A 24,008-nucleotide genomic window follows, 5' to 3' on the forward strand; every position below is an offset into this window, starting at 1 on the left:
CCAAAACAGAAATCACACAGGCTCGGCATTATGCCGCAAGTGGACAGGCAGCCCGGATGTTTTAGAATGCAGCGGACATAGACCGGGAAACTTGCTCATGATCAGTGCCAAACTGCTGCAACTGGTGATCAACGCCTCCAACGACGGCATCGTCGTGGCCGAACAGGAAGGCGACGACAACATCCTTATCTATGCCAACCCGGCCTTTGAAAAGCTCACTGGCTATGCCAGCGAAGACATCCTCTATCAGGATTGCCGCTTCCTCCAGGCCGGCGACCGCGACCAGCCGGGCCTGGCCGCCATCCGCGAGGCGGTCAAGGCTCATCGCCCGTGCCGGCAGATCATCCGCAACTACCGCAAGGATGGCAGCCCGTTCTGGAACGAACTGTCGATCACCCCGGTGGTCAACGATGCCGACCAGCTGACCTACTACATCGGCATTCAGAAGAACGTCACCGAACAGGTCGAGGCCCAGGAGCGGGTCAAGGAGCTGGAAGCCGAGGTGGCCGCCCTCAAGGCCGAGCTGGCGGCGCTCAAATCCTAGTTGGCGATTAGCTATGAGGGATAAAAGTAATACCACGAGTGGCAACAAACTTCGCCCACACGAAAAAAAGCCCCGATGTGCCGGGGCCTGAGGGAAGGCGCGCCGTTTTGCGGCGCGCCTGGAAACGCGGGGATCAGACCAGGGTCGTCAGGGCTTCGCGGCTAAAGGGCAGGATGTCCTGCTCGCGGCCGTCGCGCACCTTCACCGCCCAGTCCGGGTCCACCAGCAGGGCGCGGCCCACGGCCACCAGATCGAACTCCTGCTTGTTCAGACGCTCCAGCAGGTTCTCCAGGCTGGCCGGCTCGGCCACCTTGTCGGTGTTGACCATAAACTGCAGGAACTCGCCATCCAGGCCGACGCTGCCGACGGTGATGGTGGGCTTGCCGGTGAGCTGGCGGGTCCAGCCGGCCAGGTTGAGGTCCGAGCCCTCGAACTCCGGCTCCCAGAAGCGGCGGGTCGAGCAGTGGAAGATATCCACACCGGCATCGGACAGCGGCTTGAGGAAGGCCCCCAGCTCTTCCGGGGTCTGCACCAGGCGGGCGCTGTAATCCTGCTGCTTCCACTGGGAAAAGCGGAAGATGATCGGGAAGTCCGGGCCAACGGCGGCGCGCACGGCCTGGATCAGCTCGATGGCAAAGCGCGAACGGCTTGCCAGGTCGCCACCGTATTCGTCGGTGCGCTTGTTGCTGCCTTCCCAGAAGAACTGGTCGATCAGGTAGCCATGGGCGCCGTGGATTTCCACACCGTCCATGCCGATGGCCTGGGCATCCTTGGCGGCCTGGGCGAAGGCGGCGATGACCTCCTTGATGTCGTCCTGGGTCATGCCATGGACCACCACATTGCCGTCCTTGACCTTCTCGCTCGGGCCGTAGCCCGGCACGCTGGCGTCCGGCTCGGTGCCCAGCTTGCGCACATTGCCCACGTGCCACAGCTGCGGAACGATCTTGCCGCCTTCGGCGTGCACTGCCTCGACCACCTTCTTCCAGCCAGCCAGGGCATCTTCACCGTAGAAGCGCGGCACATTGGGGTAACCGTTGCTGGCCTTGTGGCCGACGGTGGTGCCTTCGGTGACGATCAGGCCAACGCCAGCGGCGGCGCGGCGACGGTAGTACTCGACCACCTTGCTGTTGGGTACGCCACCCGGGGAGAAGGAACGGGTCATGGGCGCCATCACCACACGGGTCGGCAATTCCAGGGTGCCCAGGTTGAAAGGCTGGAACAGGGCTTTTACAGGATCGCTCATCGTCATTCCTCTGCCGGTAAGTTGACCGGTCGTCTCGTTAAGAACCTGAGCAAAGCCTGCTGCGCGTCGGCCATGCTGCGTTGAAACCGGGCTCAGAATGCTCATTTACTTCAGTAAACTGCGCTTCTTCGCCCGTTTTCGCCTTGCCTGGCTCTAGCTCGCTAGGCTTTGAACAGGTTCTGGTGTTTTAAAAAATCAGGCCCGCAGCAACAGCTGCAGACGCTGGATAAAGTCATCGAGTACGCGGGTATTGCTGGCCACCTTGAGCCGGGTCAGGGCGCCCTGCCAGGCGTTGGCGATAAAACCGGCCAGGTTGCGGCAGTCCTCATGCGCCGGCAGCTCGCCGGCGGCCTGGGCCTGCTCCAGGCAGGCCTGGAGGATATCCGCCGAGCGCTGCAGGATGGCGTCCACCTCGACCCCCAGGGCCGGCGACAGCTCGGCCATCTCGAAGCTCAGGCTGCCGATAAAGCAGTGGTATTCCAGGCGCTCCTGGCGGGCGAAGTGCTGCACCAGCTCGCCGTAATAGGCGAGGATGCGCTCGCGCGGACTCAGTGCAGGATTGCCCAGTGCCTCGGCATAGCGGGCCAGGCGCGGCTGGTAGACCTGCTGCAGGGCCTGCAGGGCGAAGTCTTCCTTGCTGGCGAAGTAGTGGTAGAAGGAGCCCTTGGGCACCCCCGCCGCCTGCACGATCTCCTGCACACCGGCACCGTGATAACCACGCCGGGTCATTACCTCGGCGCCTTTGGCGAGGATCAGGTCACGCTTGTCGAGTCGGATACTGGAGTTCATGCCGGGCAGGATATGACCGGTCGTCTCCCCCGCCCAGCACTATTGATCTGGGTGATTATCGATAAGAAGTGGAGCAGGTTTAGAGAGGCTTGGCCGCGATCAACTCGCGGCTCAATGATGGTTCCTACGCTCCAGCGTGGGAACCATCAGAGGCAAAAGCAGGCAAGGAAACGAAGTCGTAGGGTGGACATACCGAAGGTTTGTCCACCACCCCAGAGCGCGCTGCTGGACATGGCTTCGCCATGTCCAGCCTACCGAGCTGCGTTCCCACGCAGAGCATGGGAACGATCATGCCCGCGATAAAGAGCGCCAATCAGCCGCGGGCGGCCTTGATCACGTCGATATAGGGCTCGGCAAAGCGCTGATCCTGGATCAGGGCGATAAAGTCGTTGCCTTTGGCGTCCTTGGTATTCAGGTCATAGCCGGCGGCCTTGAAGAAGCCGACAAACCGCTCGAAGTCGTCGATGCGCAGGCCACGGTAGGCCTTGACCAGCTTGTGCAGGGACGGCGGGGTGTCGTCGGCCGGCTCCACGGCCAGGAACAGCTTGATCGACTCGTCGCTGATCTCTTCGCCAATCACCTGTTTCTTGTCTTTGCGCATCATCTACTCCAGCTTGCGGGCTCGGTGGGGCCGGCAGTTTACCCCTGGCCACCCCGGGGCTCAACGCATGCCGTACAACCCTGTCTTGTAGCACGGCCCGGGGGCCTGCCCCAGGCGACTTAGGTCCAGTCCAGGGCGGCGCGGGCCGCTCTATACTCAAGGCATCCAGCCTGGAGTCGCCATGCCCCTACCCCCACTGTTCGCCGCCTGGCGGCAAAGCCTGCGCGCCGGCTTTACCTGGCAGCGCCTGCGCGGCGACCTGACGGCCGGGCTGACGGTGGGCATTATTGCCATTCCCCTGGCCATGGCCCTGGCGATAGCCGTGGGCGTGGCGCCGCAGCACGGACTGTATACGGTGCTGGTGGCCGGCAGCCTGATCGCCCTGTGTGGCGGCTCGCGCTTTAACGTGTCCGGCCCCACGGCGGCCTTTGTGGTGATTCTGCTGCCGATCACCCAGCAATTCGGCCTGGGCGGCCTGCTGCTGTGCACCCTGCTAGCCGGACTGATCCTGATCTGCCTGGGGCTGATGCGCGCCGGACGCCTGATCGAGTTTGTTCCCTACCCGGTGACCCTGGGCTTTACCGCCGGCATCGGCATCGTCATCGCCACCCTGCAGCTCAAGGACCTGCTCGGCCTGAGCCTGAGCAGCCAGCCCGCCCACTATCTGCAGCACTGGAGCGCCCTGTGGCAGGCCCTGCCCAGCCTGCAACCGGGGGACTGCCTGGTGGCCCTGGTGTGCCTGGCGGTGCTGCTGATCTGGCCGCGCTGGGTGCCGAAAGTGCCCGGGCATCTGGCAGCACTGGCCGTCGGCGCCCTGCTCGCGCTGTTGCTGGAGGCCGGCGGTGTGCCGGTGGCGACCCTGGGCGAGCGTTTCAGCTACAGCCTGGACGGCATCGAGCATCCCGGCATCCCGCCCTTTCTGCCCAGCCCGCTGCTGCCCTGGCAGCTGCCGGGGCCCGATGGTCAGCCGTTGCTGCTGAGCTTCGAATTGTTGCGCCAGCTGCTCGCCCCGGCTTTCGCCATCGCCATGCTCGGCGCCATCGAATCGCTGCTGTGCGCGGTGGTGGCCGATGGCATGACCGGCAGCAAGCACGACCCCAATGCCGAACTGCTCGGCCAGGGCATCGGCAATCTGCTGGCGCCCTTCTTCGCCGGCATCACCGCCACCGCCGCCATCGCCCGTACCGCGGCCAATGTGCGCGCCGGGGCCTTCTCGCCCCTGGCGGCGATCATCCATGCCGGCGTGGTGTTGATCGCCATTCTGTTTCTCGCCCCGCTGTTCAGCTACCTGCCCATGGCCGCCCTGGCCGCCCTGCTGCTGATGGTGGCCTGGAACATGAGCGAGGTGCGGCATGTGGGCCACACCCTGCGCATCGCCCCGCGCAGCGATGTGCTGGTGCTGCTGACCTGCCTGGTCCTGACCGTGCTGTTCGATATGGTGCTGGCGGTGGGCGTCGGCCTGCTGCTGGCCGCCGGCCTGTTTATCAAGCGCATGAGCGACCTGACCGATACCGAGCCGCTGACCAAGGGCTTTCACCAGGCCCTGGCGGATCTGCCCGAGCATGTGCTGGCCTACGCCATCCGTGGCCCGCTGTTTTTCGGCGCGGCGGAAAAAGCCCTGAGCGTACTGCGCCGCTTTACCCCGGGGGTAAGGGTGGTGATCGTCGATATCAGCGCCGTACCGCTGCTGGACATGACCGCCCTGGCGGCCCTGGACAATGTGCTGCGCGACTACCGCGAGCAGGGCGTGGGGCTGATTCTGAGCGGGCCGACGCCCCAGGTGCGCCTGCAACTACGCCGCGCCGGCATCCAGCGCCGCGACGGCGAGCTGGCCTATGTGCGCGACTTGCAGCAGGCCCGGGAAAAGGCCCTGCGCTGGCTGGGGCCCTGATGCGTCCTGGTGGAAAACGCTACGCGGTTTTCCACCCTGCACAGGCCGGTAATCCGTAGGGTGGATAACGCGAAGCTTATCCACCAGAGGCTAGTGCGGTGGACAGGTCTAAGGCCCATCCACCCCAACGTTCAGAACGCTTACAGCCCCTTGACCGCGTAGATGCCCGGCGCGTTGCGCCAGTAGCCCTTGTAGTCCATGCCGTAGCCGAAGATATAACGGTCGATGCAGGGCAGGCCGACAAAATCCGCCTTCAGGTCCGGGCGGGCCTTGCGGTCATGGTCCTTGTCGATCAGCACGGCGGTATGCACGGCACGGGCACCGGCATGGCGGCAGAAGTCGATGATGGCGCCCAGGGTGTGCCCCTCATCGAGGATGTCATCGATGATCAGCACATCACGATCGATAAAGGAGATTTCCGGCTTGGCCTTCCAGAACAGCTCGCCGCCGCTGGTTTCGTTGCGGTAGCGGGTGGCGTGCAGGTAGGACAGCTCCAGAGGGAAGTTGAGCTTGGGCAGCAGCTTGCCGGAGAAGATCAAACCGCCGTTCATCACGCAGAACACCACCGGGTTGCTCTCGGCCAGCTGGCCATTGATCACCTCGGCGAGCTGGTCGATGGCAGCCTCCACCTGGGCTTCGGTGTACAGGCAATCGGCTTCGGCCATGACTTGGCGGATATGCGCGAGATCGACGGACATGCTGTGTTCTCCTGGATGAGCGGCTGCGCACAAACCAGCAAACCTGATCGATGCGTCAAAATAAAAGCCGGCAAAGGTACGCATCCGCAGGGCGCGGAGCAACCCCTGGCGGACAAAGTGCAGAAAAGTCTGCCAGCGGAGGAAATTTAGCCGCTAAATTTGCCAATCTCCACGCGCACAGAGGTTTATTGGCATGGCCAATGCTTTACTCTAACGCGATTTTTGACGCCCACCGCTGGAGACGCCCCATGCCCGTCCATGAGATCCGCCACCCGCTGATCCGCCACAAGCTCGGCCTGATGCGCCGTGCCGATATCAGCACGAAAAACTTTCGCGAACTGGCCCAGGAGGTTGGCGCCCTGCTGACCTATGAAGCGACCCAGGACCTGCCTCTGGAAAACTACGAAATCCAGGGCTGGGCCGGCACCGTGCAAGTGGAGAAGATCGCCGGCAAGAAGATCACCGTGGTACCGATCCTGCGCGCCGGTATCGGCATGCTCGACGGTGTGCTCAGCCTGATCCCCGGGGCCAAGGTCAGTGCCGTGGGCGTGGCGCGCAACGAGGAAACCCTGCAGGCCCACACTTATCTGGAAAAGCTCGCCCCGGAAATCGACGAGCGCCTGGCCCTGATCATCGACCCCATGCTGGCCACTGGCGGCTCCATGGTCGCCACTATCGACCTGCTGAAAAAGGCCGGCTGCAAGGAAATCCGCGCCATGGTTCTGGTCGCCGCCCCCGAAGGCATCAAGGTGGTCAACGACGCCCACCCGGACGTGACCATTTTCACCGCCTCCATCGACCAGCGCCTGAACGAGCACGGCTACATCATTCCCGGCCTGGGCGATGCTGGGGACAAGATCTTCGGCACCAAACAGAAGGAAGCCTGATATGCAGGACCATATGCAGGACGCCACCTGGCGCCAGGCCCTGGCCGGTTCGCAGATGCTCTTCGTGGCCTTCGGCGCCCTGGTGCTGATGCCGCTGATCACCGGCATGGACCCGAACGTGGCGCTGTTCACCGCCGGTATCGGCACCCTGATCTTCCACCTGGTGACCAAGAACCAGGTGCCGGTGTTTCTCGCCTCCAGCTTTGCCTTTATCGCCCCGATCATGGCGGCCAAGGCCGACTTCGGCCTGCCCGCCACCCTCGGCGGCCTGGTCGCCGCCGGCTTTGCCTATATGCTTCTGGCCGGCGCGGTGAAGCTCAAGGGCACCGGTTTTATCGACCGCCTGCTGCCGCCGGTGGTGATCGGCCCGGTGATCATGGCGATCGGCCTGGGCCTGGCCCCGGTGGCGGCCAATATGGCCATGGGCAAGGCCGGTGACGCCAGCGTGCAGCTGGTGCCCGGCGACGTGGCACTGATGATCTCCCTGCCAGCCCTGATCACCACCCTGATCGTGGCGGTGATCGGCCGCGGCATCTTCCGCCTGGTGCCGATTCTCTGCGGCATCGCCGTGGGCTATGGCCTGGCCATCTTCTTCGGCGTGGTGGATTTCAGCGCAGTGAGCGCAGCGCCCTGGCTGGCGGTGCCCAACTTCGTCGCCCCGGAACTGCACTGGGGCGCCATCCTGTTTATCCTGCCGGTGGCCATCGCCCCGGCCATCGAGCATATCGGCGATGTACTGGCGATTGGCACGGTGACCGGCAAGAACTACCTGAAACAGCCGGGCCTGCACCGCACCCTGCTCGGCGACGGCCTGGCCACCTCGGCCGCAGGCCTGCTCGGCGGGCCGCCCAACACCACCTACTCGGAAGTCACCGGGGCGGTGATGCTGACCAAGAATTTCAACCCCAAGGTCATGCTCTGGGCGGCGCTGATCGCCATTGTGCTGGCCTTTATCGGCAAGTTCGGGGCGATACTGCAGAGCATCCCGGTGCCGGTGATGGGCGGTATTCTCTGCCTGCTGTTCGGCTCCATCGCGGTGGTGGGCCTGAATACCCTGATCCGCCATCAGGTGGACCTGTCCGAGGCACGCAACCTGGTGATTGTCGCGGTAACCCTGGTGTTCGGCATCGGCGGCATGGTGATCGGCGCCGGCGACGTCAGCCTCAAGGGCATCTCCCTGTGCGGCATCGTCGCCATCCTGCTCAACCTGCTGCTGCCCGGCGGCAAGGGCTGGAGCAACCGCAACCTGGACACCGAACAGGGTTAAGCCGTCCGGCAACAAAAATGCCGCCTGGGGGTGACCTCAGGCGGCATTTTTTATGGCTGTGTCTAGGGTCTGTTGCATGCAGCAATGCCTTGTAGGAGCCAGCTTGCTGGCGATCCCGGCAGATCAGAAGCATCGCCAGCAAGCTGGCTCCTACAGAGTTTGTTGCGCGATAGCGCGGCGCCCGAACGACGGAGCCTTCTAAGCCCCGCGCTCAAAAGCCTGACGGCTTAGCCCTTGTCCTGCCAGCGTTCGGCGGCGGCCTGGTCGCTGCAACGGCCGTCAACCCAGCGCGGGCCGTCGGCGGTGTCTTCCTTTTTCCAGAAGGGTGCGCGGGTTTTCAGGTAATCCATGATGAAGATGCAGGCATCGAAGGCGGCCTGGCGATGGGCGCTGCTGGTGCCGACAAAGACGATGGGCTCGCCCGGCTCCAGACGACCGACCCGGTGGATGATCTCGATATTCAGCAGCGGCCAGCGCTGGGCCGCCTCCTCGGCGATCTTGCCTAGGGATTTCTCGGTCATGCCGGGGAAGTGTTCGAGAAACATGCCGCCCACCTCGCGGCCTTCATTGAAGTCGCGCACATAGCCGACAAAGCTGACCACCGCACCGATGCCTAAGTTGGCGGCATGCAGGGCATTAAGGGCCAGGCCCGGATCAAAGGGCGCGGACTGCACACGAATGCCCATCTTTAACCGCCTGTTACTGTTGGAAAAAACGCCACTTCATCGCCGGCCTGCAAGGGCTCGTCGAGGCTGCAGAGCTCCTGATTGCGTGCACACATCAGGTTCTGCTCGGCCAGCACATCCCACACCCCACCACGGCCCAGCAGGTGCTGGCGCAGCTCATCGAGGCTGGCGAATTCGCCGTTCAACTGCTCGCCATCCAGGCCCAGGGCCTCGCGATAACGGGCGAAATACTGCACGCGGATCATGCCTCGTCCTCCAGCTTGTAGTGGCCGCTCTTGCCGCCGAGTTTCTCCAGCAGGCGCACCTGCTCGATGACCATGGCGCGGTCCACCGCCTTGCACATGTCGTAGATGGTCAGGGCGGCCACACTGGCGGCGGTCAGGGCCTCCATTTCCACCCCGGTCTGCCCGGCCAGCTTGCAGGTGGCGCGGATATGCACGGCATCCTCGCCTTGCGCGCTGAGTTCGACCTTGACCCCGGTCAACAGCAGCGGATGACAGAGCGGAATCAGATCGCTGGTCTTCTTCGCCGCCTGGATACCGGCGATACGCGCCACGGCGAACACATCGCCCTTGGGGTGTTCGCCCTGAACGATCATCTGCAGGGTCTGCGGGCGCATGCGCACCCGGGCTTCGGCACTGGCTTCGCGGAAGGTATTGGCCTTGTCGGTGACATCGACCATATGGGCATGGCCCTGGGCATCGAGATGGGTAAGCACGGGCTGACTCCAGAAAGGGATGGCCCGATTGTAAACCCGCAGGTCAGGATATGGCAGGCATAAAAATGCCCCGAGCATAAGCCGGGGCGTTGGGACTCTGGTTGATCAATGTCCCTCTCCCGCATCCGGGAGAGGGTTGCGAGGCCTGCTACATATGGGTTTCCGCGTACTCGGCGAGGATAGAGCGCGGCACGCCCTGCAGGGTGATATGCACGCCGTGGGCAAAGTCCTTGAAGCGTTCGGTGAGGTAGGTCAGGCCCGAACTGGGCGCCGACAGGTAGGGGGTGTCGATCTGCGCCAGATTGCCCAGGCAGACCACCTTGGAGCCGTTGCCGGCGCGGGTGATGATGGTTTTCATCTGATGCGGGGTGAGGTTCTGGCACTCGTCGATGAGGATCAGGCTCTGCTGGAAGCTGCGCCCGCGAATGTAGTTGAGCGATTTAAATTGCAGCGGCACCTTCTGCAGGATGTAGTCGACGCTGCCATGGGTACTTTCATCGTCCATATGCAGGGCTTCCAGGTTGTCGGTGATGGCGCCGAGCCAAGGTTCCATCTTCTCCGCCTCGGTGCCGGGCAGAAAGCCGATTTCCTGATCCAGCCCCTGCACGCTGCGGGTGGCGATGATGCGTCGGTAGCGCTTGCTGACCATGGTCTGCTCGATGGCCGCAGCCAGGGCCAGGATGGTCTTGCCGGAACCGGCGGCGCCGGACAGGTTGACCAGGTGGATATCCGGGTCGAGCAGGGCATAGAGCGCCAGGGCCTGGTGGATATCCCGCGGGCGCAGGCCCCAGGCTTCCTGGTGCAGCAGCGGCTCCTGGTGCAGGTCGAGGATCACCAGCTCGTCGTCCTTGATCGCCTTGATCCAGCCGACAAAGCCCTGTTCATCCAGCAGGAATTCGTTGACGTGCACCGCCGGCAGGTTGTCGGTGAGCTGCACGCGGTGCCAGGTGCGGCCATGATCCTGGCGGGTTTCCACCTTGCTCACCCGATCCCAGAAGGAGCCGCCCATGTCGTGGTAGCCCTGGGACAGCAACGACACATCGTCCACCAGCTGGTCGGTGTGGTAGTCCTCCGACTCGATGCCGCAGGCCCGCGCCTTTAGGCGCATGTTGATGTCCTTGGTCACCAGCACCACATCCAGGCCAGGACGACGGGTCTTCAGCTCCACCAGCTGATTGATGATCTTGTTGTCGTTGAGGTCTTCCGGCAGCCAGGTGATGGGCGAGGCACTCTTGCTCATCAGAATCGAGAGGAAACCGCAGGGGCCGCTCTTCTCGCGCTGGATCGGCACACCGTGCTCCACCTCATCCGGGGTGGCGCCGCCGAGGATCTTGTCGATCAGACGGATGGCCTGCCGGCACTCGGCCGCCACGCCCTGTTTGCCGGTCTTCAGCTTGTCCAGTTCCTCCAGTACGGTCATCGGGATGGCGACATGGTGCTCCTGAAAATTCAGCAGCGCATTGGGATCGTGGATCAGCACATTGGTGTCGAGGGCATACAGGGTTGGAGCGGTGGGCTTGGCGCGTCCGTGGTCATCCATACTCGGTCACCTTCTTCTAGTAGCCAAGCGGCGCAAGGGCGAGCTGCGCCGCGGAGGGGGCCGCCGACTTCTCGGTGCAGGGCCGAGAAGATACAAGCAAGGTGAGGGCCAATGGCCGCCACCTGTCTGCAGGGTTCGGCGGTCTTGTCTTCTGTATTAGCGCAAAAGAGATGACAGAAAAACGTTTTTTTACCGCTTTGCAGGTTTATTTGTCGGTGCGACAAAAAGCCCTTGGCGCCCTGCCCGGCCACCGTTAAAGTCGGAAGTCCAGCCGGGCGCAAAACCCTCGAAAATTCGCCTCAGACGCCTGCCGCAACAGCACAGCGGTTGACCTCCACGGTCACATGCACCAGCGCCGAAATCCCCGCCAGATGGGCCTTGTAGCGATCCGCTGAGGCGTCGCCATGGGTCACCACACTGACAATGCAGGCGTACTGGCTGCGCCCCACCCGCCACAGATGCAGATCCGCCACTTCGGTGTCCGCTTCCTGCGCCAGCGCGGTGCGCACCTGCGCGACAATGGGGCTGTCCATCTCCCGATCCAGCAGCACCCTGGCGGTTTCCAGCAACAGGCCCTTGGCCCATACCGCGATGATCACGGCGCCGATCACGCCCATCAGCGGGTCGAGCCAGCTCCAGCCCAGCCATAGGCCGCCGAGCAGGGCGACAATGGCCGCCACCGAGGTCAGGGCATCGGCCAGCACATGGACAAAGGCGGCATGGCGATTTAGATCCTTGCCGGGTGCGGTCGGGTGTGGGTGATCGTGATCGTGATCGTGATCGTGATCGCCATGAGCATGGCCGTGATGTCCATGCTGATCGCGCAGCAGCCAGGCCGACGCCAGGTTGACCAGCAAACCGATCACCGCCACCCACAAGGCCATCTCGAAGGCAATCACCTGAGGCTGCCAGAGGCGCCACAACGACTCGAAGGCCAGCATGGCCACCACCACCATCAGCATCAGGGAACTGGCAAAGCCGGCCAGCACCTCGATCTTCCAGGTGCCGAAGGCAAAACGCGGATCATTGGCATAGCGGCGCGCCAGCAGATAGGCCAGGGCGGTCAGGCCGATGGCGAGCATATGCGAGGCCATATGCCAGCCATCGGCCAGCAGGGCCATGGAGTTGAAGGCGTAGCCGGCGCTGATCTCCACCAGCATGGTCGCCCCGGTCAGCGCCACCACACGCCAGGCCTGACGCTCGGCGGTGGTTTCCAGCGGACGGTAATCGTGGGAAGGCTCCCAGCGCGAATGGTTGCAGGCAGTCATAACAGCTCCTTGGCATCGAGTACCTGGGCAAACTACAACCCCGGGGCCGCCCCCGGGTCAAGCGCATCAATCGACCCCATAGGTAGCCTCCCCCGCCCCCGTGCTTCTAGAATCGCCCCCATACTTTAAGGAGCACAGTTTATGTTGATGGTGATTTCCCCGGCCAAGACCCTCGATTACGACACCCCGCCGGTGACCCCACGCTTTACCCAGCCCGAGCACCTGGATCACGCCCAGGCGCTGATCGAGCAGCTGCAGGGCTTCAGCCCGGCACAGATCGCCGAGCTGATGCACCTGTCGGACAAGCTCGCCGGTCTCAACGCTGCGCGCTTTGGCAGCTGGGCGCGGCCCTTCAACCCTTCCAACGCCAAGCAGGCGCTGCTGGCGTTCAAGGGCGACGTGTACACCGGGCTGAATGCCGAGGATTTTTCCGAAGCCGACTTCGACTTTGCCCAGGATCATCTGCGCATGCTCTCCGGCCTCTATGGCCTGCTGCGCCCGCTGGACCTGATGCAGCCCTATCGCCTGGAAATGGGCACCAAGCTGGCCAATGCCCGCGGCAACAACCTCTACGACTTCTGGGGCGAGCGCATCAGCGGCTGGCTCAACGAAGCCCTGGCTGCCCAGGGTGATGAGGTGCTGCTTAATCTGGCCTCCAACGAATACTTCAGCGCAGTCAAACGCAAGGCGCTGAACGCCCGGGTGATCGACACCGAGTTCAAGGACCTGAAGAACGGCCAGTACAAGATCATCAGTTTCTACGCCAAGAAGGCCCGTGGCCTGATGGCCCGCTATGTGATCAAGGAGCGCCTGACCGACCCGGCTGGCCTCAAGGACTTCAACTACCAGGGCTATCGTTATTCGGCCGAGCACTCCAAGCCTGATAGTCTGGTGTTCCTGCGTGACGACCCCGAGGCCTGAGTGATGCTGATTGGCGCAATCCTGGTACTGAGCTGGCTGGTCCTGCTGATTCGCTACCCGAGCAAGGCCCTGCCCATCTCCCTCGGTGCGCTGGTCGGCCTGGGGCTGGTGGCCAGCTGGGTGCTCTGGGAGGAAAGCCGGGAAAACCGTCATCTGGCCCATCTAGAGCTGCGCCTAGAGTACGCCCCGGACAGCTGTCCGGCCGACCGCCCTCTGGCCTTGAACCTGACCAACGGCAGCAGCGCCGCCCTGCTGGAGCTGCGCTGGCAGATCGCCGCCTACCGCCCAGGCGACAGCACCAACCTGGCCGAACGCCTGTACGAGTCGCCACGCTACAGCGGTCCCAGCGAGTTGCTGCCCGGCGCCCACTGGCAGAGCTGTTTGCCCCTGCCGACCCTGCGCAGCGGTTATCGCGCCAGTACCCTGGAGTTTCGCGCCGAGCGCCTGCAGGGCACCTTCAGCCGTTGAAAAACTACCTGCGTTGGCAATACTGCGTTGAAAACAGGCTCGGAATGCTCATTTACAGCAGTAAACTCCGCTTCCTCGCCTGTTTTCGCCTTGTCTTGCCTGCCTCGCCTACGTTTTTCATAAATCCAATAGCTATAACAACAAGGATCACCGCATGACCCAACCCAGCGTACTGATCACCGGATGTTCCAGCGGCATTGGCCGCGCCCTGGCCGAGGCGTTCCAGCAGGCCGGTTATCAGGTCTGGGCCACGGCGCGCAAAGCGGCCGATGTCGAGGCCCTGAGCGCCGCCGGTTTCCATGCGGTCGAGCTGGACGTCAACGATGGCCTGGCCCTGGGCCGGCTGGCCGAACGCCTGAAAAGCGAAATCGGCGGCCTCGACGTGCTGATCAACAACGCCGGCTACGGCGCCATGGGCCCGCTGCTCGATGGCGGTGTCGAGGCCATGCGTCGGCAATTTGAAACCAATGTGTTCTCGCTGATTGGCGTCACCCGTGCCTGCTTTCCACTATTGCGTCAGAACAAGGGGCTGGTAGTGAATATCGGCAGCGTCTCCGGCGTACTGGTCACCCCGTTTGCCGGTGCCTACTGCGCCTCCAAGGCCGCCGTGCATGCCCTGACCGACGCCCTGCGCCTGGAGCTGGCGCCCTTCTCTATCGATGTGATGGAAGTACAACCCGGCGCCATTGCCTCCAGCTTCGGCGCCAATGCCAGCCAGCAGGCCGAGCAGCTGATCGACGAAGCCTCGCCCTGGTGGCCGATCCGCGAGGGTATCCGCGCCCGCGCCAACGCCTCCCAGGACAACCCCACCCCGGTCAACCAGTTCGCCGCCCAGCTCCTGGCCGCCGTGCAGCGCAAGAAACGCCCCAGGCTGCTGCGCCTGGGCAATGGCAGCCGCAGCATGCCGCTGCTGGCGGCTTTGCTGCCCAAGGGACTGCTGGAGCGGGTGTTGAGAAAACGCTTTGGCCTGGATCGCAGCCTGGCCTGACTAACCGGAGCGCCGCCCATGAATCAGCCCAACGCCAGCGTCCCGGTTACCCACCTGGCCATCGGCGGCGTTATTGCGGTGGTCGTGCTGAATCTGCTGCTGCGCAGCCTGGTCAAGCTCGGTGGCCCGCTGACCACCCTGCTGATCGCCACCACGGTGGCCGGCGGCATGGCCCTGTGGTTCGTCTGGCGCCACCAGCGCCGCCCCCAACAGGGCGAACGACGCCGCCTGCTGGCGCTCTATGGCGGCATCCTGGCCCTGCTCTATCTGGGTTTATTGGCGATGATGGCGCTGCAAGATGAGCCCAGCCCCATGGGCCTGCTGATCTTCGGCCTGCACTATTTCTGCTATCCCCTAATGGCCTGGCTGGTATTTGCTCGCAGGAAGTAAGAAATATGCGCCATAGAAGGCAAAAATGGGCAGTGATACTGTGCACGACTGACCACTAGCAAGCTACTGAAGAACCTCATCCAACTTCCTTTATAGTCGATAGATTTCCACATCATGACCCCACATCCGACATTTAGCACAGGATCGCTAAATAGGCTTGCTGAGCGCACGGAATATGAGCTTTGGCTCCTCGAAGCCGTGTACGAAGTTGTTGAGCAGAAGTTGTTTCCATCCTGGCCTGACTCCGTGGTGTACCCGCTCGAAAAATCAAAACCAGACTTCTTTAGTTATGGGCAAATCAACGCGGTCATCGGTGATTGGCGGCCCCACTTTCTGAACGTAGGCGCACCTCTTATCTTCGTTTCGTCCTTCAAGTTACTCGACATGTTCATCGAGTGGGTCCTTGAGGAAAATGGGATAGTGTCTACGTTCCGCTTTGATCAAAAACGGAAAAAACTTGATGGCTCTTCGGTCTTTCCGCAAGAGATTGAAGCCCGCCCCTGGCTAAAAGAACGCCTCATAGCTCTCTACAGTGCCCTCATACCACTTCGCGGAACGATCATTCATAACAAGAACTTCATTTCGGCAGACGGCGCAATTCGAGTAGCTCGTTCAAAGACTGGCGTAGTTGAATCGATGGTTGACATTAGTTCTTCCCAGCTAAGAACACTCGTTGTAAGCATCCTGAGTGTCCTCAAGTATGTCGATGGGACTTGGCATCTCAATGAGTCTCGGGAAAAGATACTGCGCCATGCACTTGATGAGCTTGCGCCGCTACATGGATTGCCTCTTCTAGGCCAGAAACAGCCCTTTCATACACGCGTAAGGGTATACCTTGAGGGCGACGATCCATTTGATTTCGACCCAATAGCTATACAACGCGATCTCGCGGAGAGATACGTGAACCAGGACTGCTCATTTGACTTGCGCGTATTGATGGTCAGGGATGGCGAAGTTGTTGAGGCCTATCTTTTCCCCGACACCCTCGTTGCAACTGCAGACACTGACTGGCCCCAAGGCGTTGACGCTCAACAGTACAAAACAAAAGTACCCGATGACATCAATCCTGAGCACCTTTGCCTCGGCTAACCCACGCTCGCTTACTTAATAGTGATAACGCAGCTGCGCAATCAACAGCGCATCGCCCTCCACCCGATAAACCATCCGATGCTCGTCGTTGATACGGCGTGACCAATAGCCGGCCAGAGCGTGCTTGAGCGCCTCCGGCTTGCCGATGCCGGCAAAGGGGCTGCGCGCCGTTTCCTTGATCAGGGCGTTAATGCGCTTAAGGATCTTCTTGTCGCTGTCCTGCCAATGGAGGTAATCCTCCCAGGCCTGCTCGGCGAAGATCAGCCTCATTCCACCAGGCTCCGCTCCTGGCCTTGGCCGCTTTCCAGGCTGGCGATGGCCTCCAGCAGGCGCCTGGCATTCTTCGGCGCACGCAGCAGGTAGGCGGTTTCCTCCAAGGCCTTGTAATCCTCAAGCGAGATCATCACCACCGACTGCTGCCGGTTGCGGGTGATGATCAACGGCTCATGATCTTCGCATACGCGATCCATGGTCTGAGCCAGATTGGCGCGCACTGTGGTGTAGCTGATGGCATCCATTGAAACACCCTCTATATCTGTACGCGATACCGTACATATATAGCTCGTAACCTGTCTAGGGTTTTCTTGGTTTTCGGAGCTGGCAGTTGCAAGCAGGTGCCTGGCGTAGCCCGGATAAAATCCGGGAAACGGTTGCGAATCGACAAATCGTCCCGGATTGCATCCGGGCTACCTCGCTTAAGCCCGTAGGATGGGTTGAGCAACGCGATACCCATCGACAATCGGGCGCTCAACACTGTCCGTCGCCTTGGCGGATAACCTGATGGGTATCGCTACGCTCAACCCATCCTACGGCTGCCGCTGCACACTAGCGCTTGATGGTCTTAAGCAGATCTTCCGGGCTGATATAGCCCACCGCGCCGCCCTGGCTCGCCGCGCTGCCGGGTTGCGGCTGATGGAGGATATGACCCTTCATCTTGCCGATGATATGCATCTCGCAGGGTTTGCAGTCGAACTTCAGGGTCAGCACTTCGTCCTGGTGGATCAGCTGCATGTCCGACACCTTAGTGCGCACGCCGGTGACGCCCTTGGCCTGTTTCGGGCAGAGGTTGAAGGAGAAGCGCAGGCAGTGCTTGGTGATCATCACCGGCACTTCGCCGGACTCTTCGTGGGCCTCGTAGGCGGCGTCGATCAGTTGCACGCCATAACGCTTGTAGAAGGTGCGGGCCTTGTCGTTGTAGACGTTGGCGAGGAAGGTCAGGTGCGATTCCGGGTACACCGGCGGCGGCACGCTGACCGGCTTGCGCCCGCCACGCGGGTGAGCAGCGACGCGGGCCTGGGTCAGGGCCTCGATGGCTTCGCGGCGCAGGGCCTTGAGTTGTGAACCGGGGATAAAGGGCACGACCTCGCACTCGATCTGCACGCCGGTGCTGTAGTAGATGGTGGTGCCCAGCTTGCTCAAGCCATCGGCCAGCTGCTCGCGGGCCTGCTCGGCATCCTTGGCGGCGGCGAACGGCCCGGCCAGACTGACGCTTACGCTGCTGCCGTCCGCGCTGGTGACGCTCAGATTCAACTGATCGCCCTGCACGACCAACTGCCAGCTGACCGCGATGCGCCGCTCGGATGAGGTCTTGAGCAGGGCCTGCTGCCAGTTATGGTCGAGGTTGCGGTTGAGCGGGTGCTGCGGGCGCACGCGGTGCATGGCCTCGGGCATTTCGTTGGGTTCGACGCGGTAGCGGTAGCGCTTCTCGCCGTCTTCCTCGAACTCGCCTTTAAGCTCGGCGATATTGGCGCGAAAGCCCACCACTTCACGCTTGATCAGCACGTTGAGGCCATCGCCGTTGGCCAGCGGCGTGTCGGTCACGGCGATCAGATCGCGTTTGTTCACTTTCTCGATATAGCCCACCGCCAGCCCGGTAAAGGTTGGCGAATCGAACGCGCCGATATCCACCTTGCGGTCGGTGACAAAATAATCGGTGCTGCCACGGTGGAAGGTCTTGTCGGTATCGGGGGTGAAGAAGTGCTCGGTACGGCCGCTGGACGCGCGGGCCAGGTGCGGTCGCTGTTCGAGAATGGCATCCAGCTCGCGGCGATAGTGCGCGGTGATGTTCTTCACGTAGCTCATGTCCTTGTAGCGCCCCTCGATCTTGAACGAGCGCACGCCGGCATCGACCAGATGGATCAGGTTGTCGGTCTGGTTGTTGTCCTTCATCGACAGCAGGTGCTTGTCAAACGCCACCACCCGGCCCTGATCGTCCTTGAGGGTGTAAGGCAAGCGGCAGGCTTGTGAGCAGTCGCCGCGGTTGGCGCTGCGCCCGGTCTGCGCATGGGAGATATTGCACTGCCCGGAAAACGCCACACAGAGCGCGCCGTGGATAAAGAACTCGACCGCCGAATCGACGTTGCGACAGATGTTGTTGATCTCTTGCAGGTTCAGCTCGCGGGCAAGCACCAGCTGGGAGAAGCCGGCGTTATCGAGGAAGCGGGCCTTTTCTAGAGTGCGGATATCGCACTGGGTGCTGGCGTGGATCTCGATGGGCGGAATGTCCATTTCCATCACGCCCATGTCCTGCACGATCAGCGCATCGACGCCGGCCTCGTACAGCTGCCAGATCATCTGCCGCGCCGGTTCCAGCTCATCCTCATGCAGGATGGTGTTGAGGGTGACAAACACCCGTGCATGGAACAGGTGGGCAAACTGCACCAGCTCGGCAATGTCCGCCACGCTGTTGCTGGCATTGTGCCGCGCCCCGAAGCCCGGCCCGCCGATATACACCGCATCGGCGCCGTGCAGGATGGCTTCCTTGGCAATCGCGGTATCGCGCGCCGGGCTCAGGAGTTCAAGGTGGTGCTTGGGCAGGGACATGGTTTCGCTATCGGGCAGTCAATCAGGGCGAGCATTTTACTCGCAATAGCCGATTTGTCTGTGCCCGTCGGGCAGCGGCTTAAATACTGTATAGGCATACAGATTGAAGCCCGCGTAGAATTGGACCGCAACGAGTAGGGTGTGCCATGCGCACCGCTGCAAATAACCGGATACCGGTGCGCGCGGCGCACCCTACAGGTTCAGGCGGGTTGAGGCGATAACGGTGGAGTTACAACAGGGCTTTCTGCTGACCCGACACTGGCGTGATACGCCGGCCGGCACGCAGGTGGAGTTCTGGTTGGCCACCGACAACGGTCCGCGCCTGCTGCGTCTGCCGCTACAAAGTTCGGTGGCCTTTATCCCGGCTGCGCAACGCGAGCAGGCGCAGGCGCTGCTGGCGGGCGAGCGCGGCGTCGAGCTACGTCCACTGGGCCTCAAGGACTTTCACCTGCGCCCGGTGCTCGGCCTGTATTGCCAACAGCACCGCAGCCTGATGGACCTCGACAAACAGCTGCGCCGCGCTGGCCTGGACGTGTACGAGGCCGATGTGCGACCTCCCGAGCGCTACCTGATGGAGCGCTTTATCACCGCCCCCGTGCAGTTCACCGGCACACCCGATGCGGCCAATCCGGCCCTGCTGCTGGAGGCGCAGATCAAGCCCTGCTCGGATTACCGCCCGACGCTCAAGCTGGCCTCGCTGGATATCGAAACCAATGCCTTTGGTGAGCTGTATTCCATCGCCCTCGAAGGCTGCGGCCAACGCAACGTCTATATGCTTGGCCGCGCGCCAGAGCAGCCGCCCGCAGTGGATTTTAAATTGGAGTACTGCGCCAGCCGTGGCGAGCTGCTCGAATGCCTGAACCAGTGGATGGCCGCCCATGACCCGGACGCGATCATCGGCTGGAACCTGGTGCAGTTCGACTTGCGTGTGCTGCATGAACATGCGCGCAACCTGGCCATCCCCCTGCGTTTGGGCCGCGATGGCAGCGAAATGCAGTGGCGCGAACATGGCAGCGGCAACGGTCACTTCTTTGCCGACGCGGCCGGCCGCTTGATCATCGACGGCATCGAGGCGCTGCGCTCGGCAACCTGGAGCTTCCCCTCGTTTAGCCTGGAAAACGTCGCGCAAAGCCTGCTCGGCGAGGGCAAGGATATCTCCACGCCCTACCAGCGCATGGACGAAATCGACCGCATGTTCCGCGAGGACAAACCCGCTCTGGCGCGCTACAACCTGCGCGACTGCGAGCTGGTGACGCGGATCTTCGGCAAGACCGCGATCCTCGACTTCCTGCTGGAGCGCGCCACCGTCACCGGTCTGCCCGCCGACCGCAACGGCGGCTCGGTGGCGGCCTTCGAGCACCTGTATCTGCCGCTGATGCACCGCCGCGGCTTTGTCGCACCGAACCTGGGTGACAACCCGCCGCAAGCCAGCCCCGGCGGTTTTGTCATGGAATCGCAGCCGGGGTTGTATGAATCGGTGCTGGTACTGGATTACAAGAGCCTCTACCCCTCGATTATCCGCAGCTTTCTGATCGACCCGGTGGGGCTGATCGAGGGCCTGCGCCAGCCGGACGACGCGCATTCGGTGCCGGGCTTTCGCGGGGCGCGCTTCTCCCGTACCCAACATTGCCTGCCGGCGATTGTCGAGCGCGTATGGCAAGGCCGCGAGGCGGCCAAGCGCGAGCACAACGCGCCGCTGTCGCAGGCGCTGAAGATCATCATGAACGCCTTCTACGGCGTGCTCGGCTCCAGCGGTTGCCGCTTTTTCGACACGCGCCTGGCCTCCTCCATCACCCTGCGCGGCCACGAAATCATGGCCCGCACCCGCGCCCTGATCGAGGCCGAAGGCTATGCGGTGATCTACGGCGACACCGACTCCACCTTCGTCTGGCTTAAACGCCCACACGGCGAAGAGGAGGCGGCGCAGATTGGCCGCGCCCTGGTGGCCAAGGTCAATGCCTGGTGGCGCGATCACTTGCGTGACGAGTACAGCCTGGAAAGCGCCCTGGAACTGCAGTTCGAAACCCATTACCGGCGCTTTCTGATGCCGACTATCAGAGGCACCGATGAAGGCAGCAAGAAGCGTTATGCCGGCCTGGTGACACGCCCCGACGGCAGCCACGAGATGGTCTACAAGGGTCTGGAAACCGTGCGCAGTGACTGGTCACCGCTGGCCCAGCAATTCCAGCGCGAGCTGTACGAACGCATCTTCCTCGGGCAGCCCTATCAGGACTATGTGCGTGATTACGTCAGCCGCACCCTGAATGGCGAACTGGATGAGCTGCTGGTCTACCGCAAGCGCCTGCGCCGCCTGCTCAGCGATTACGAACGCAACGTGCCGCCCCATGTGCGCGCCGCGCGCCTGGCCGACGAATACAACGCCGCCCACGGCCGCCCGCTGCAATACCAGCGAGGCGGCTGGATCAGCTATGTGATCACCAGCGCTGGCCCACAACCGCTGGAAGCACGCAACGCCGCCATCGACTACGACCACTACCTGAGCCGCCAACTGCAACCGGTGGCCGACGCCATCCTGCCCTTTGTCGAGGATGATTTCGCCACCCTGATCGGTGGGCAGTTGGGGTTGTTTTAAAGACGTTTGCACACGCAGGGGTAGACGATGGGCGGGCCACGCCCTCGTAGGGTGGATGACGCTTCACCCATCCACCAACTGATCCCAATGGTGGATGAAAAGAGCGTCATCCACCCTACGCCTCTCTCGGCGGATAAATGCAGGAACGCCACATCCATTTGTAGGGTGAACATGGCGAAGCCTTGTCCACCTCTGTGCCTGGCGGACAAGCCTGCGACATGTCCGCCCTACGCCTCGCTAAAAGACGTTTGCCCGTGGCGAGCCAAATGGTGGATGGGGCAACGTTGAACGCTTTTGTAGGGTGGATGACGCTTTACCCATCCACCATTTACGGCCCCAGTGGTGGATGAAAAGTGCGTCATCCACCCTACACGGACCTAACGCGCCAGTGCCTGCAGTGGCAACGCCTTGGGTTTACGAAACACCAGCACATTACCCAGCATCACCAGCACCAGGCCCAGCAGCGCCGGGGCGGTCCACTGGTAGCCCTCGACGAACACCGAGATATTCAGCGCCACCACCGGGAACAGCACGGTGCAGTAGGCCGCGCGCTGCGGACCCATGCGCCCGACCAGGGTCAGGTAGGCGGTAAAGCCGATCACCGAGCCGGGGATGGCCAGGTACAACAGGCTGCCGATATAGCGGCTGTTCCACTCGAAGCCAAATGGCGTGCCGCTGACCAGGCAGATCGCCACCAGCATCAGCGTGCCATACAGCATGCCCCAGGCATTGGTTGTAAGTGGCTTGAGCCCGCTCTTCTGCTGCAGGCTGGAGAGCATATTGCCGGCAGAGAAAAACAGGGTGCCCAGCACCGCCAACGCAATGCCCAGCAGGCTTTCACGGCTGGTTTCATGTCCGACCAGTTCCGGCCAGAACAGCAGCAGCAGACCGCCCAACCCCAGAGCACCACCGACCAGTACATTGACGGCGATCTGCTGCTTGAAGAACAGCCGCGCGTTGATCGCATTCCACAGCGTCGCGGTGGAGAAAATCACCGCCACCAGGCCGCTGGGGATCCACTGACTGGCGGTGTAGAAGCACATGAAGTTCAGGCAGAACAGGCACAAGCCCTGCACCAGGCAGATCAGCTGGCCGCGCCTGTCCATTTTCTGCAGGCGACCGCTGAGCAGCAGGATGGCGAACAGCACGGCGGCGGCCAGGGCGAAGCGATAGGCGATGGAGGCGGCAATCGCCACCTCGCCCAGCTGCAGCTTGAGGGCGATCCAGGTGGTGCCCCAGATCAGTACGGTCAATAGATAGAGCGACAGGTTCATTAACAGACTCCCGGTAGAGGCTTGAGAGTCTGCGCCTGCTCAGCGTTGGCGCGCTTGCATAACCTTGCGCTTTTTTACAGTGAGCCAAGCGCCCGATGCCTGGGCAACCCCAGGGAAATCAGCATGGCGAGCAACACAAAGGCCGAGGAAATCCACAGGCATGCCGCCAACCCATAGGCCTGATAGACCCAGCCAGAGAGCAATGTACCAAGCAGCCGGCCCAGGGCGTTGGACATATAGTAGAAACCCACATCCAGCGATACACCGTCTTCCTGGGCGTAGCTGACAATCAGGTAGCTGTGCAGCGAGGAGTTCACCGCAAACAGCGCGCCGAAGATCAGCAACCCACCGAGCAATACCACCTGCGCCGACAGCTCAGTACCCAGGCCCAGGGCAATGGCCGCCGGCACGCCGGCCAATAGCGCGGCCCAGACAAAGGCCGCGCGACCATCCGGCACCCGGCCGCTGGCCTTGCCGGTGATGGCCGGGGCGAAGGACTGCACCATGCCGTAGCCAATCACCCAGGTGGCAAGAAAGCCGCCGACCAGCCAGAAATCCCAGCCAAACACACTGGACAGGTACACCGGCAGCGCCACGACAAACCACACATCGCGGGCGCCGAACAGAAACAGCCGCGCGGCCGAAAGCAGGTTGATCGCCCGGCTCTTGGACAACAGGTCGCGAAACTTTGGTTTGGCCTTGGCCTTGCCCAGGTCCTTTTTCAGCAGCATCAGGCTGGCCAGCCAGATCAGCGCCAGCACGGCGGCCATGGCCAGCACCGCCCCGGCGAACCCCAGCAACGCCAGTAGCGCGCCGCCCATAAAGAAGCCCACGCCCTTCAGCGCATTCTTCGAGCCCGTGAGGATCGCCACCCACTTGTACAGGGTGCCCTGCTGGCTGTCCGGCACCAGCAGTTTGATCGAGCTCTTGGCGCTCATCTTGTTCAGGTCTTTGGCGATACCGGACAAGGCCTGTGCGCCCATTACCCAGGGGATGGTCAGCCAGGCTGCTGGCACAGTGAGCATCAGCAGAGCCGCCACCTGCAGGCCCAGGCCGATATTCATGGTGCGATTCAAGCCCAGCCGCGCGCCCAGGTAGCCACCGACCAGGTTGGTGACCACGCCGAAGATCTCATAGAAGAGAAACAACGCGGCAATCTGCAGCGGCGTGTAACCCAGTCTATGAAAATGCAGCACCACCAGCATGCGCAGCGCGCCGTCGGTGAGGGTAAAGGCCCAGTAGTTGCCGGTGACCAGCAGGTATTGGCGCACTTCGGGAACCAGGCGGGATAAGGCGTGCATAAGCTGATTTCCTGAACAATCGCGGTGTC

At 62.5% G+C, this 24,008-nt stretch carries 24 protein-coding genes; 10 read left to right on the forward strand and 14 right to left on the reverse strand.

Annotation, left to right across the window (positions count from 1 at the left end; translation table 11 throughout):
• Positions 1-97: 97 nt before the first annotated feature.
• Positions 98-544 (forward strand): PAS domain-containing protein, encoded by a 447-nt coding sequence (locus tag GJV18_RS14575; RefSeq protein WP_160346838.1) that lies wholly within the window; start codon positions 98-100, stop codon positions 542-544.
• A 133-nt stretch (positions 545-677) separates the two neighbouring features.
• On the opposite strand, the gene GJV18_RS14580 is transcribed toward GJV18_RS14575, so the two are convergent.
• The 3 genes from GJV18_RS14580 to GJV18_RS14590 form a co-directional block, all read right to left on the reverse strand.
• Positions 678-1,787, reverse strand: a complete 1,110-nt coding sequence (locus GJV18_RS14580) for an NADH:flavin oxidoreductase (protein ID WP_160346839.1) — start codon at positions 1,785-1,787, stop codon at positions 678-680.
• 195 nt (positions 1,788-1,982) lie between these two features.
• Positions 1,983-2,576: a TetR/AcrR family transcriptional regulator gene (locus GJV18_RS14585; RefSeq protein WP_178113457.1), complete on the reverse strand. Its 594-nt coding sequence runs from the start codon at positions 2,574-2,576 to the stop codon at positions 1,983-1,985.
• A gap of 313 nt (positions 2,577-2,889) precedes the next feature.
• Positions 2,890-3,177: a PA4642 family protein gene (locus tag GJV18_RS14590; protein WP_160346841.1), complete on the reverse strand. Its 288-nt coding sequence runs from the start codon at positions 3,175-3,177 to the stop codon at positions 2,890-2,892.
• 181 nt (positions 3,178-3,358) lie between these two features.
• Between GJV18_RS14590 and dauA the strand changes: the two genes are divergently transcribed.
• The gene (gene dauA / locus GJV18_RS14595; RefSeq protein WP_160346843.1) at positions 3,359-5,068 is read left to right on the forward strand and encodes a C4-dicarboxylic acid transporter DauA; all 1,710 of its coding nucleotides are present in this window, start codon (positions 3,359-3,361) and stop codon (positions 5,066-5,068) included.
• 140 nt (positions 5,069-5,208) lie between these two features.
• Here the strand turns inward: dauA and GJV18_RS14600 are convergent, their stop codons facing one another.
• Positions 5,209-5,766: a hypoxanthine-guanine phosphoribosyltransferase gene (locus tag GJV18_RS14600; protein ID WP_160346845.1), complete on the reverse strand. Its 558-nt coding sequence runs from the start codon at positions 5,764-5,766 to the stop codon at positions 5,209-5,211.
• Positions 5,767-6,014: 248 nt separating this feature from the next.
• On the opposite strand from GJV18_RS14600, the gene upp reads away from it, so the two are divergent.
• Both upp and GJV18_RS14610 read left to right on the forward strand, forming a co-directional pair.
• The gene (upp, locus tag GJV18_RS14605) at positions 6,015-6,653 is read left to right on the forward strand and encodes a uracil phosphoribosyltransferase (RefSeq protein WP_160346847.1); all 639 of its coding nucleotides are present in this window, start codon (positions 6,015-6,017) and stop codon (positions 6,651-6,653) included.
• Between the two features lies 1 nt (position 6,654).
• Positions 6,655-7,920 carry a uracil-xanthine permease family protein gene (locus GJV18_RS14610; RefSeq protein ID WP_160346849.1) on the forward strand — a complete coding sequence of 422 codons (1,266 nt, stop codon included), beginning with the start codon at positions 6,655-6,657 and terminating at the stop codon, positions 7,918-7,920.
• A gap of 227 nt (positions 7,921-8,147) precedes the next feature.
• Here the strand turns inward: GJV18_RS14610 and moaE are convergent, their stop codons facing one another.
• The 5 genes from moaE to dmeF form a co-directional block, all read right to left on the reverse strand.
• The gene (gene moaE / locus GJV18_RS14615; protein ID WP_160346851.1) at positions 8,148-8,606 is read right to left on the reverse strand and encodes a molybdopterin synthase catalytic subunit MoaE; all 459 of its coding nucleotides are present in this window, start codon (positions 8,604-8,606) and stop codon (positions 8,148-8,150) included.
• A gap of 2 nt (positions 8,607-8,608) precedes the next feature.
• Entirely contained in the window at positions 8,609-8,851 is a 243-nt protein-coding gene (locus GJV18_RS14620; RefSeq protein ID WP_160346853.1) for a MoaD/ThiS family protein, read from the reverse strand.
• A complete protein-coding gene (gene moaC, locus GJV18_RS14625) occupies positions 8,848-9,324 on the reverse strand; it encodes a cyclic pyranopterin monophosphate synthase MoaC (RefSeq protein WP_160346855.1) in 477 nt (158 codons plus the stop codon). The genes GJV18_RS14620 and moaC overlap by 4 nt, the downstream gene beginning before the upstream one ends.
• Before the next feature lie 148 nt (positions 9,325-9,472).
• Positions 9,473-10,864 (reverse strand): PhoH family protein, encoded by a 1,392-nt coding sequence (locus GJV18_RS14630; RefSeq protein WP_160346857.1) that lies wholly within the window; start codon positions 10,862-10,864, stop codon positions 9,473-9,475.
• Between the two features lie 299 nt (positions 10,865-11,163).
• Positions 11,164-12,132 (reverse strand): CDF family Co(II)/Ni(II) efflux transporter DmeF, encoded by a 969-nt coding sequence (dmeF, locus tag GJV18_RS14635; RefSeq protein WP_160346859.1) that lies wholly within the window; start codon positions 12,130-12,132, stop codon positions 11,164-11,166.
• Positions 12,133-12,273: 141 nt separating this feature from the next.
• Here dmeF and yaaA point away from each other — a divergent pair, with 141 nt between their 5' ends.
• From yaaA to GJV18_RS14660, 5 genes are all read left to right on the forward strand, one after another.
• Entirely contained in the window at positions 12,274-13,053 is a 780-nt protein-coding gene (yaaA, locus tag GJV18_RS14640) for a peroxide stress protein YaaA (RefSeq protein ID WP_160346860.1), read from the forward strand.
• A 3-nt stretch (positions 13,054-13,056) separates the two neighbouring features.
• On the forward strand, positions 13,057-13,521 hold the full coding sequence (locus GJV18_RS14645; protein ID WP_160346862.1) for a multidrug transporter: 465 nt from the start codon (positions 13,057-13,059) through the stop codon (positions 13,519-13,521).
• Between the two features lie 154 nt (positions 13,522-13,675).
• The gene (locus tag GJV18_RS14650; protein WP_160346864.1) at positions 13,676-14,509 is read left to right on the forward strand and encodes an SDR family oxidoreductase; all 834 of its coding nucleotides are present in this window, start codon (positions 13,676-13,678) and stop codon (positions 14,507-14,509) included.
• Positions 14,510-14,527: 18 nt separating this feature from the next.
• Positions 14,528-14,899, forward strand: coding sequence for a hypothetical protein (locus GJV18_RS14655; RefSeq protein WP_160346866.1), 372 nt, complete (start codon positions 14,528-14,530; stop codon positions 14,897-14,899).
• 114 nt (positions 14,900-15,013) lie between these two features.
• On the forward strand, positions 15,014-15,988 hold the full coding sequence (locus tag GJV18_RS14660; RefSeq protein WP_160346868.1) for a hypothetical protein: 975 nt from the start codon (positions 15,014-15,016) through the stop codon (positions 15,986-15,988).
• A gap of 15 nt (positions 15,989-16,003) precedes the next feature.
• On the opposite strand, the gene GJV18_RS14665 is transcribed toward GJV18_RS14660, so the two are convergent.
• The 3 genes from GJV18_RS14665 to GJV18_RS14675 form a co-directional block, all read right to left on the reverse strand.
• On the reverse strand, positions 16,004-16,258 hold the full coding sequence (locus GJV18_RS14665) for a Txe/YoeB family addiction module toxin (protein WP_160346870.1): 255 nt from the start codon (positions 16,256-16,258) through the stop codon (positions 16,004-16,006).
• On the reverse strand, positions 16,255-16,506 hold the full coding sequence (locus GJV18_RS14670) for a type II toxin-antitoxin system Phd/YefM family antitoxin (RefSeq protein ID WP_160346872.1): 252 nt from the start codon (positions 16,504-16,506) through the stop codon (positions 16,255-16,257). The genes GJV18_RS14665 and GJV18_RS14670 overlap by 4 nt, the downstream gene beginning before the upstream one ends.
• 307 nt (positions 16,507-16,813) lie before the next feature.
• Positions 16,814-18,811: a peptidase U32 family protein gene (locus GJV18_RS14675; protein ID WP_160346874.1), complete on the reverse strand. Its 1,998-nt coding sequence runs from the start codon at positions 18,809-18,811 to the stop codon at positions 16,814-16,816.
• Between the two features lie 223 nt (positions 18,812-19,034).
• Between GJV18_RS14675 and GJV18_RS14680 the strand changes: the two genes are divergently transcribed.
• Positions 19,035-21,404 carry a DNA polymerase II gene (locus GJV18_RS14680; protein WP_160346876.1) on the forward strand — a complete coding sequence of 790 codons (2,370 nt, stop codon included), beginning with the start codon at positions 19,035-19,037 and terminating at the stop codon, positions 21,402-21,404.
• A gap of 377 nt (positions 21,405-21,781) precedes the next feature.
• On the opposite strand, the gene GJV18_RS14685 is transcribed toward GJV18_RS14680, so the two are convergent.
• Together GJV18_RS14685 and arsJ are read right to left on the reverse strand one after the other, a co-directional pair.
• Complete coding sequence (locus tag GJV18_RS14685) at positions 21,782-22,678, reverse strand: DMT family transporter (protein WP_160346878.1); 897 nt, start codon at positions 22,676-22,678, stop codon at positions 21,782-21,784.
• Between the two features lie 74 nt (positions 22,679-22,752).
• Positions 22,753-23,979, reverse strand: a complete 1,227-nt coding sequence (gene arsJ, locus GJV18_RS14690) for an organoarsenical effux MFS transporter ArsJ (protein ID WP_160346880.1) — start codon at positions 23,977-23,979, stop codon at positions 22,753-22,755.
• Positions 23,980-24,008: the final 29 nt, after the last annotated feature.

It is taken from the genome of Pseudomonas xionganensis (assembly GCF_009763245.1).
GTDB classification, from domain to species: Bacteria; Pseudomonadota; Gammaproteobacteria; order Pseudomonadales; family Pseudomonadaceae; genus Aquipseudomonas; species Aquipseudomonas xionganensis.

What these genes read in the sequence shown, in the direction of transcription:
- GJV18_RS14610 (WP_160346849.1), top strand. Translation starts at nt 6,655, where the DNA reads ATGCAGGACCATATGCAGGACGCCACCTGGCGCCAGGCCCTGGCCGGT.
- GJV18_RS14665 (WP_160346870.1), bottom strand. Translation starts at nt 16,258, where the DNA reads ATGAGGCTGATCTTCGCCGAGCAGGCCTGGGAGGATTACCTCCATTGG.
- GJV18_RS14620 (WP_160346853.1), bottom strand. Translation starts at nt 8,851, where the DNA reads ATGATCCGCGTGCAGTATTTCGCCCGTTATCGCGAGGCCCTGGGCCTG.
- GJV18_RS14655 (WP_160346866.1), top strand. Translation starts at nt 14,528, where the DNA reads ATGAATCAGCCCAACGCCAGCGTCCCGGTTACCCACCTGGCCATCGGC.
- GJV18_RS14590 (WP_160346841.1), bottom strand. Translation starts at nt 3,177, where the DNA reads ATGCGCAAAGACAAGAAACAGGTGATTGGCGAAGAGATCAGCGACGAG.
- upp (WP_160346847.1), top strand. Translation starts at nt 6,015, where the DNA reads ATGCCCGTCCATGAGATCCGCCACCCGCTGATCCGCCACAAGCTCGGC.
- GJV18_RS14670 (WP_160346872.1), bottom strand. Translation starts at nt 16,506, where the DNA reads ATGGATGCCATCAGCTACACCACAGTGCGCGCCAATCTGGCTCAGACC.
- GJV18_RS14645 (WP_160346862.1), top strand. Translation starts at nt 13,057, where the DNA reads ATGCTGATTGGCGCAATCCTGGTACTGAGCTGGCTGGTCCTGCTGATT.
- dmeF (WP_160346859.1), bottom strand. Translation starts at nt 12,132, where the DNA reads ATGACTGCCTGCAACCATTCGCGCTGGGAGCCTTCCCACGATTACCGT.
- GJV18_RS14575 (WP_160346838.1), top strand. Translation starts at nt 98, where the DNA reads ATGATCAGTGCCAAACTGCTGCAACTGGTGATCAACGCCTCCAACGAC.
- moaE (WP_160346851.1), bottom strand. Translation starts at nt 8,606, where the DNA reads ATGGGCATTCGTGTGCAGTCCGCGCCCTTTGATCCGGGCCTGGCCCTT.
- arsJ (WP_160346880.1), bottom strand. Translation starts at nt 23,979, where the DNA reads ATGCACGCCTTATCCCGCCTGGTTCCCGAAGTGCGCCAATACCTGCTG.
- GJV18_RS14685 (WP_160346878.1), bottom strand. Translation starts at nt 22,678, where the DNA reads ATGAACCTGTCGCTCTATCTATTGACCGTACTGATCTGGGGCACCACC.
- GJV18_RS14675 (WP_160346874.1), bottom strand. Translation starts at nt 18,811, where the DNA reads ATGTCCCTGCCCAAGCACCACCTTGAACTCCTGAGCCCGGCGCGCGAT.
- GJV18_RS14630 (WP_160346857.1), bottom strand. Translation starts at nt 10,864, where the DNA reads ATGGATGACCACGGACGCGCCAAGCCCACCGCTCCAACCCTGTATGCC.
- GJV18_RS14580 (WP_160346839.1), bottom strand. Translation starts at nt 1,787, where the DNA reads ATGAGCGATCCTGTAAAAGCCCTGTTCCAGCCTTTCAACCTGGGCACC.
- GJV18_RS14585 (WP_178113457.1), bottom strand. Translation starts at nt 2,576, where the DNA reads ATGAACTCCAGTATCCGACTCGACAAGCGTGACCTGATCCTCGCCAAA.
- GJV18_RS14650 (WP_160346864.1), top strand. Translation starts at nt 13,676, where the DNA reads ATGACCCAACCCAGCGTACTGATCACCGGATGTTCCAGCGGCATTGGC.
- dauA (WP_160346843.1), top strand. Translation starts at nt 3,359, where the DNA reads ATGCCCCTACCCCCACTGTTCGCCGCCTGGCGGCAAAGCCTGCGCGCC.
- GJV18_RS14600 (WP_160346845.1), bottom strand. Translation starts at nt 5,766, where the DNA reads ATGTCCGTCGATCTCGCGCATATCCGCCAAGTCATGGCCGAAGCCGAT.
- GJV18_RS14660 (WP_160346868.1), top strand. Translation starts at nt 15,014, where the DNA reads ATGACCCCACATCCGACATTTAGCACAGGATCGCTAAATAGGCTTGCT.
- yaaA (WP_160346860.1), top strand. Translation starts at nt 12,274, where the DNA reads ATGTTGATGGTGATTTCCCCGGCCAAGACCCTCGATTACGACACCCCG.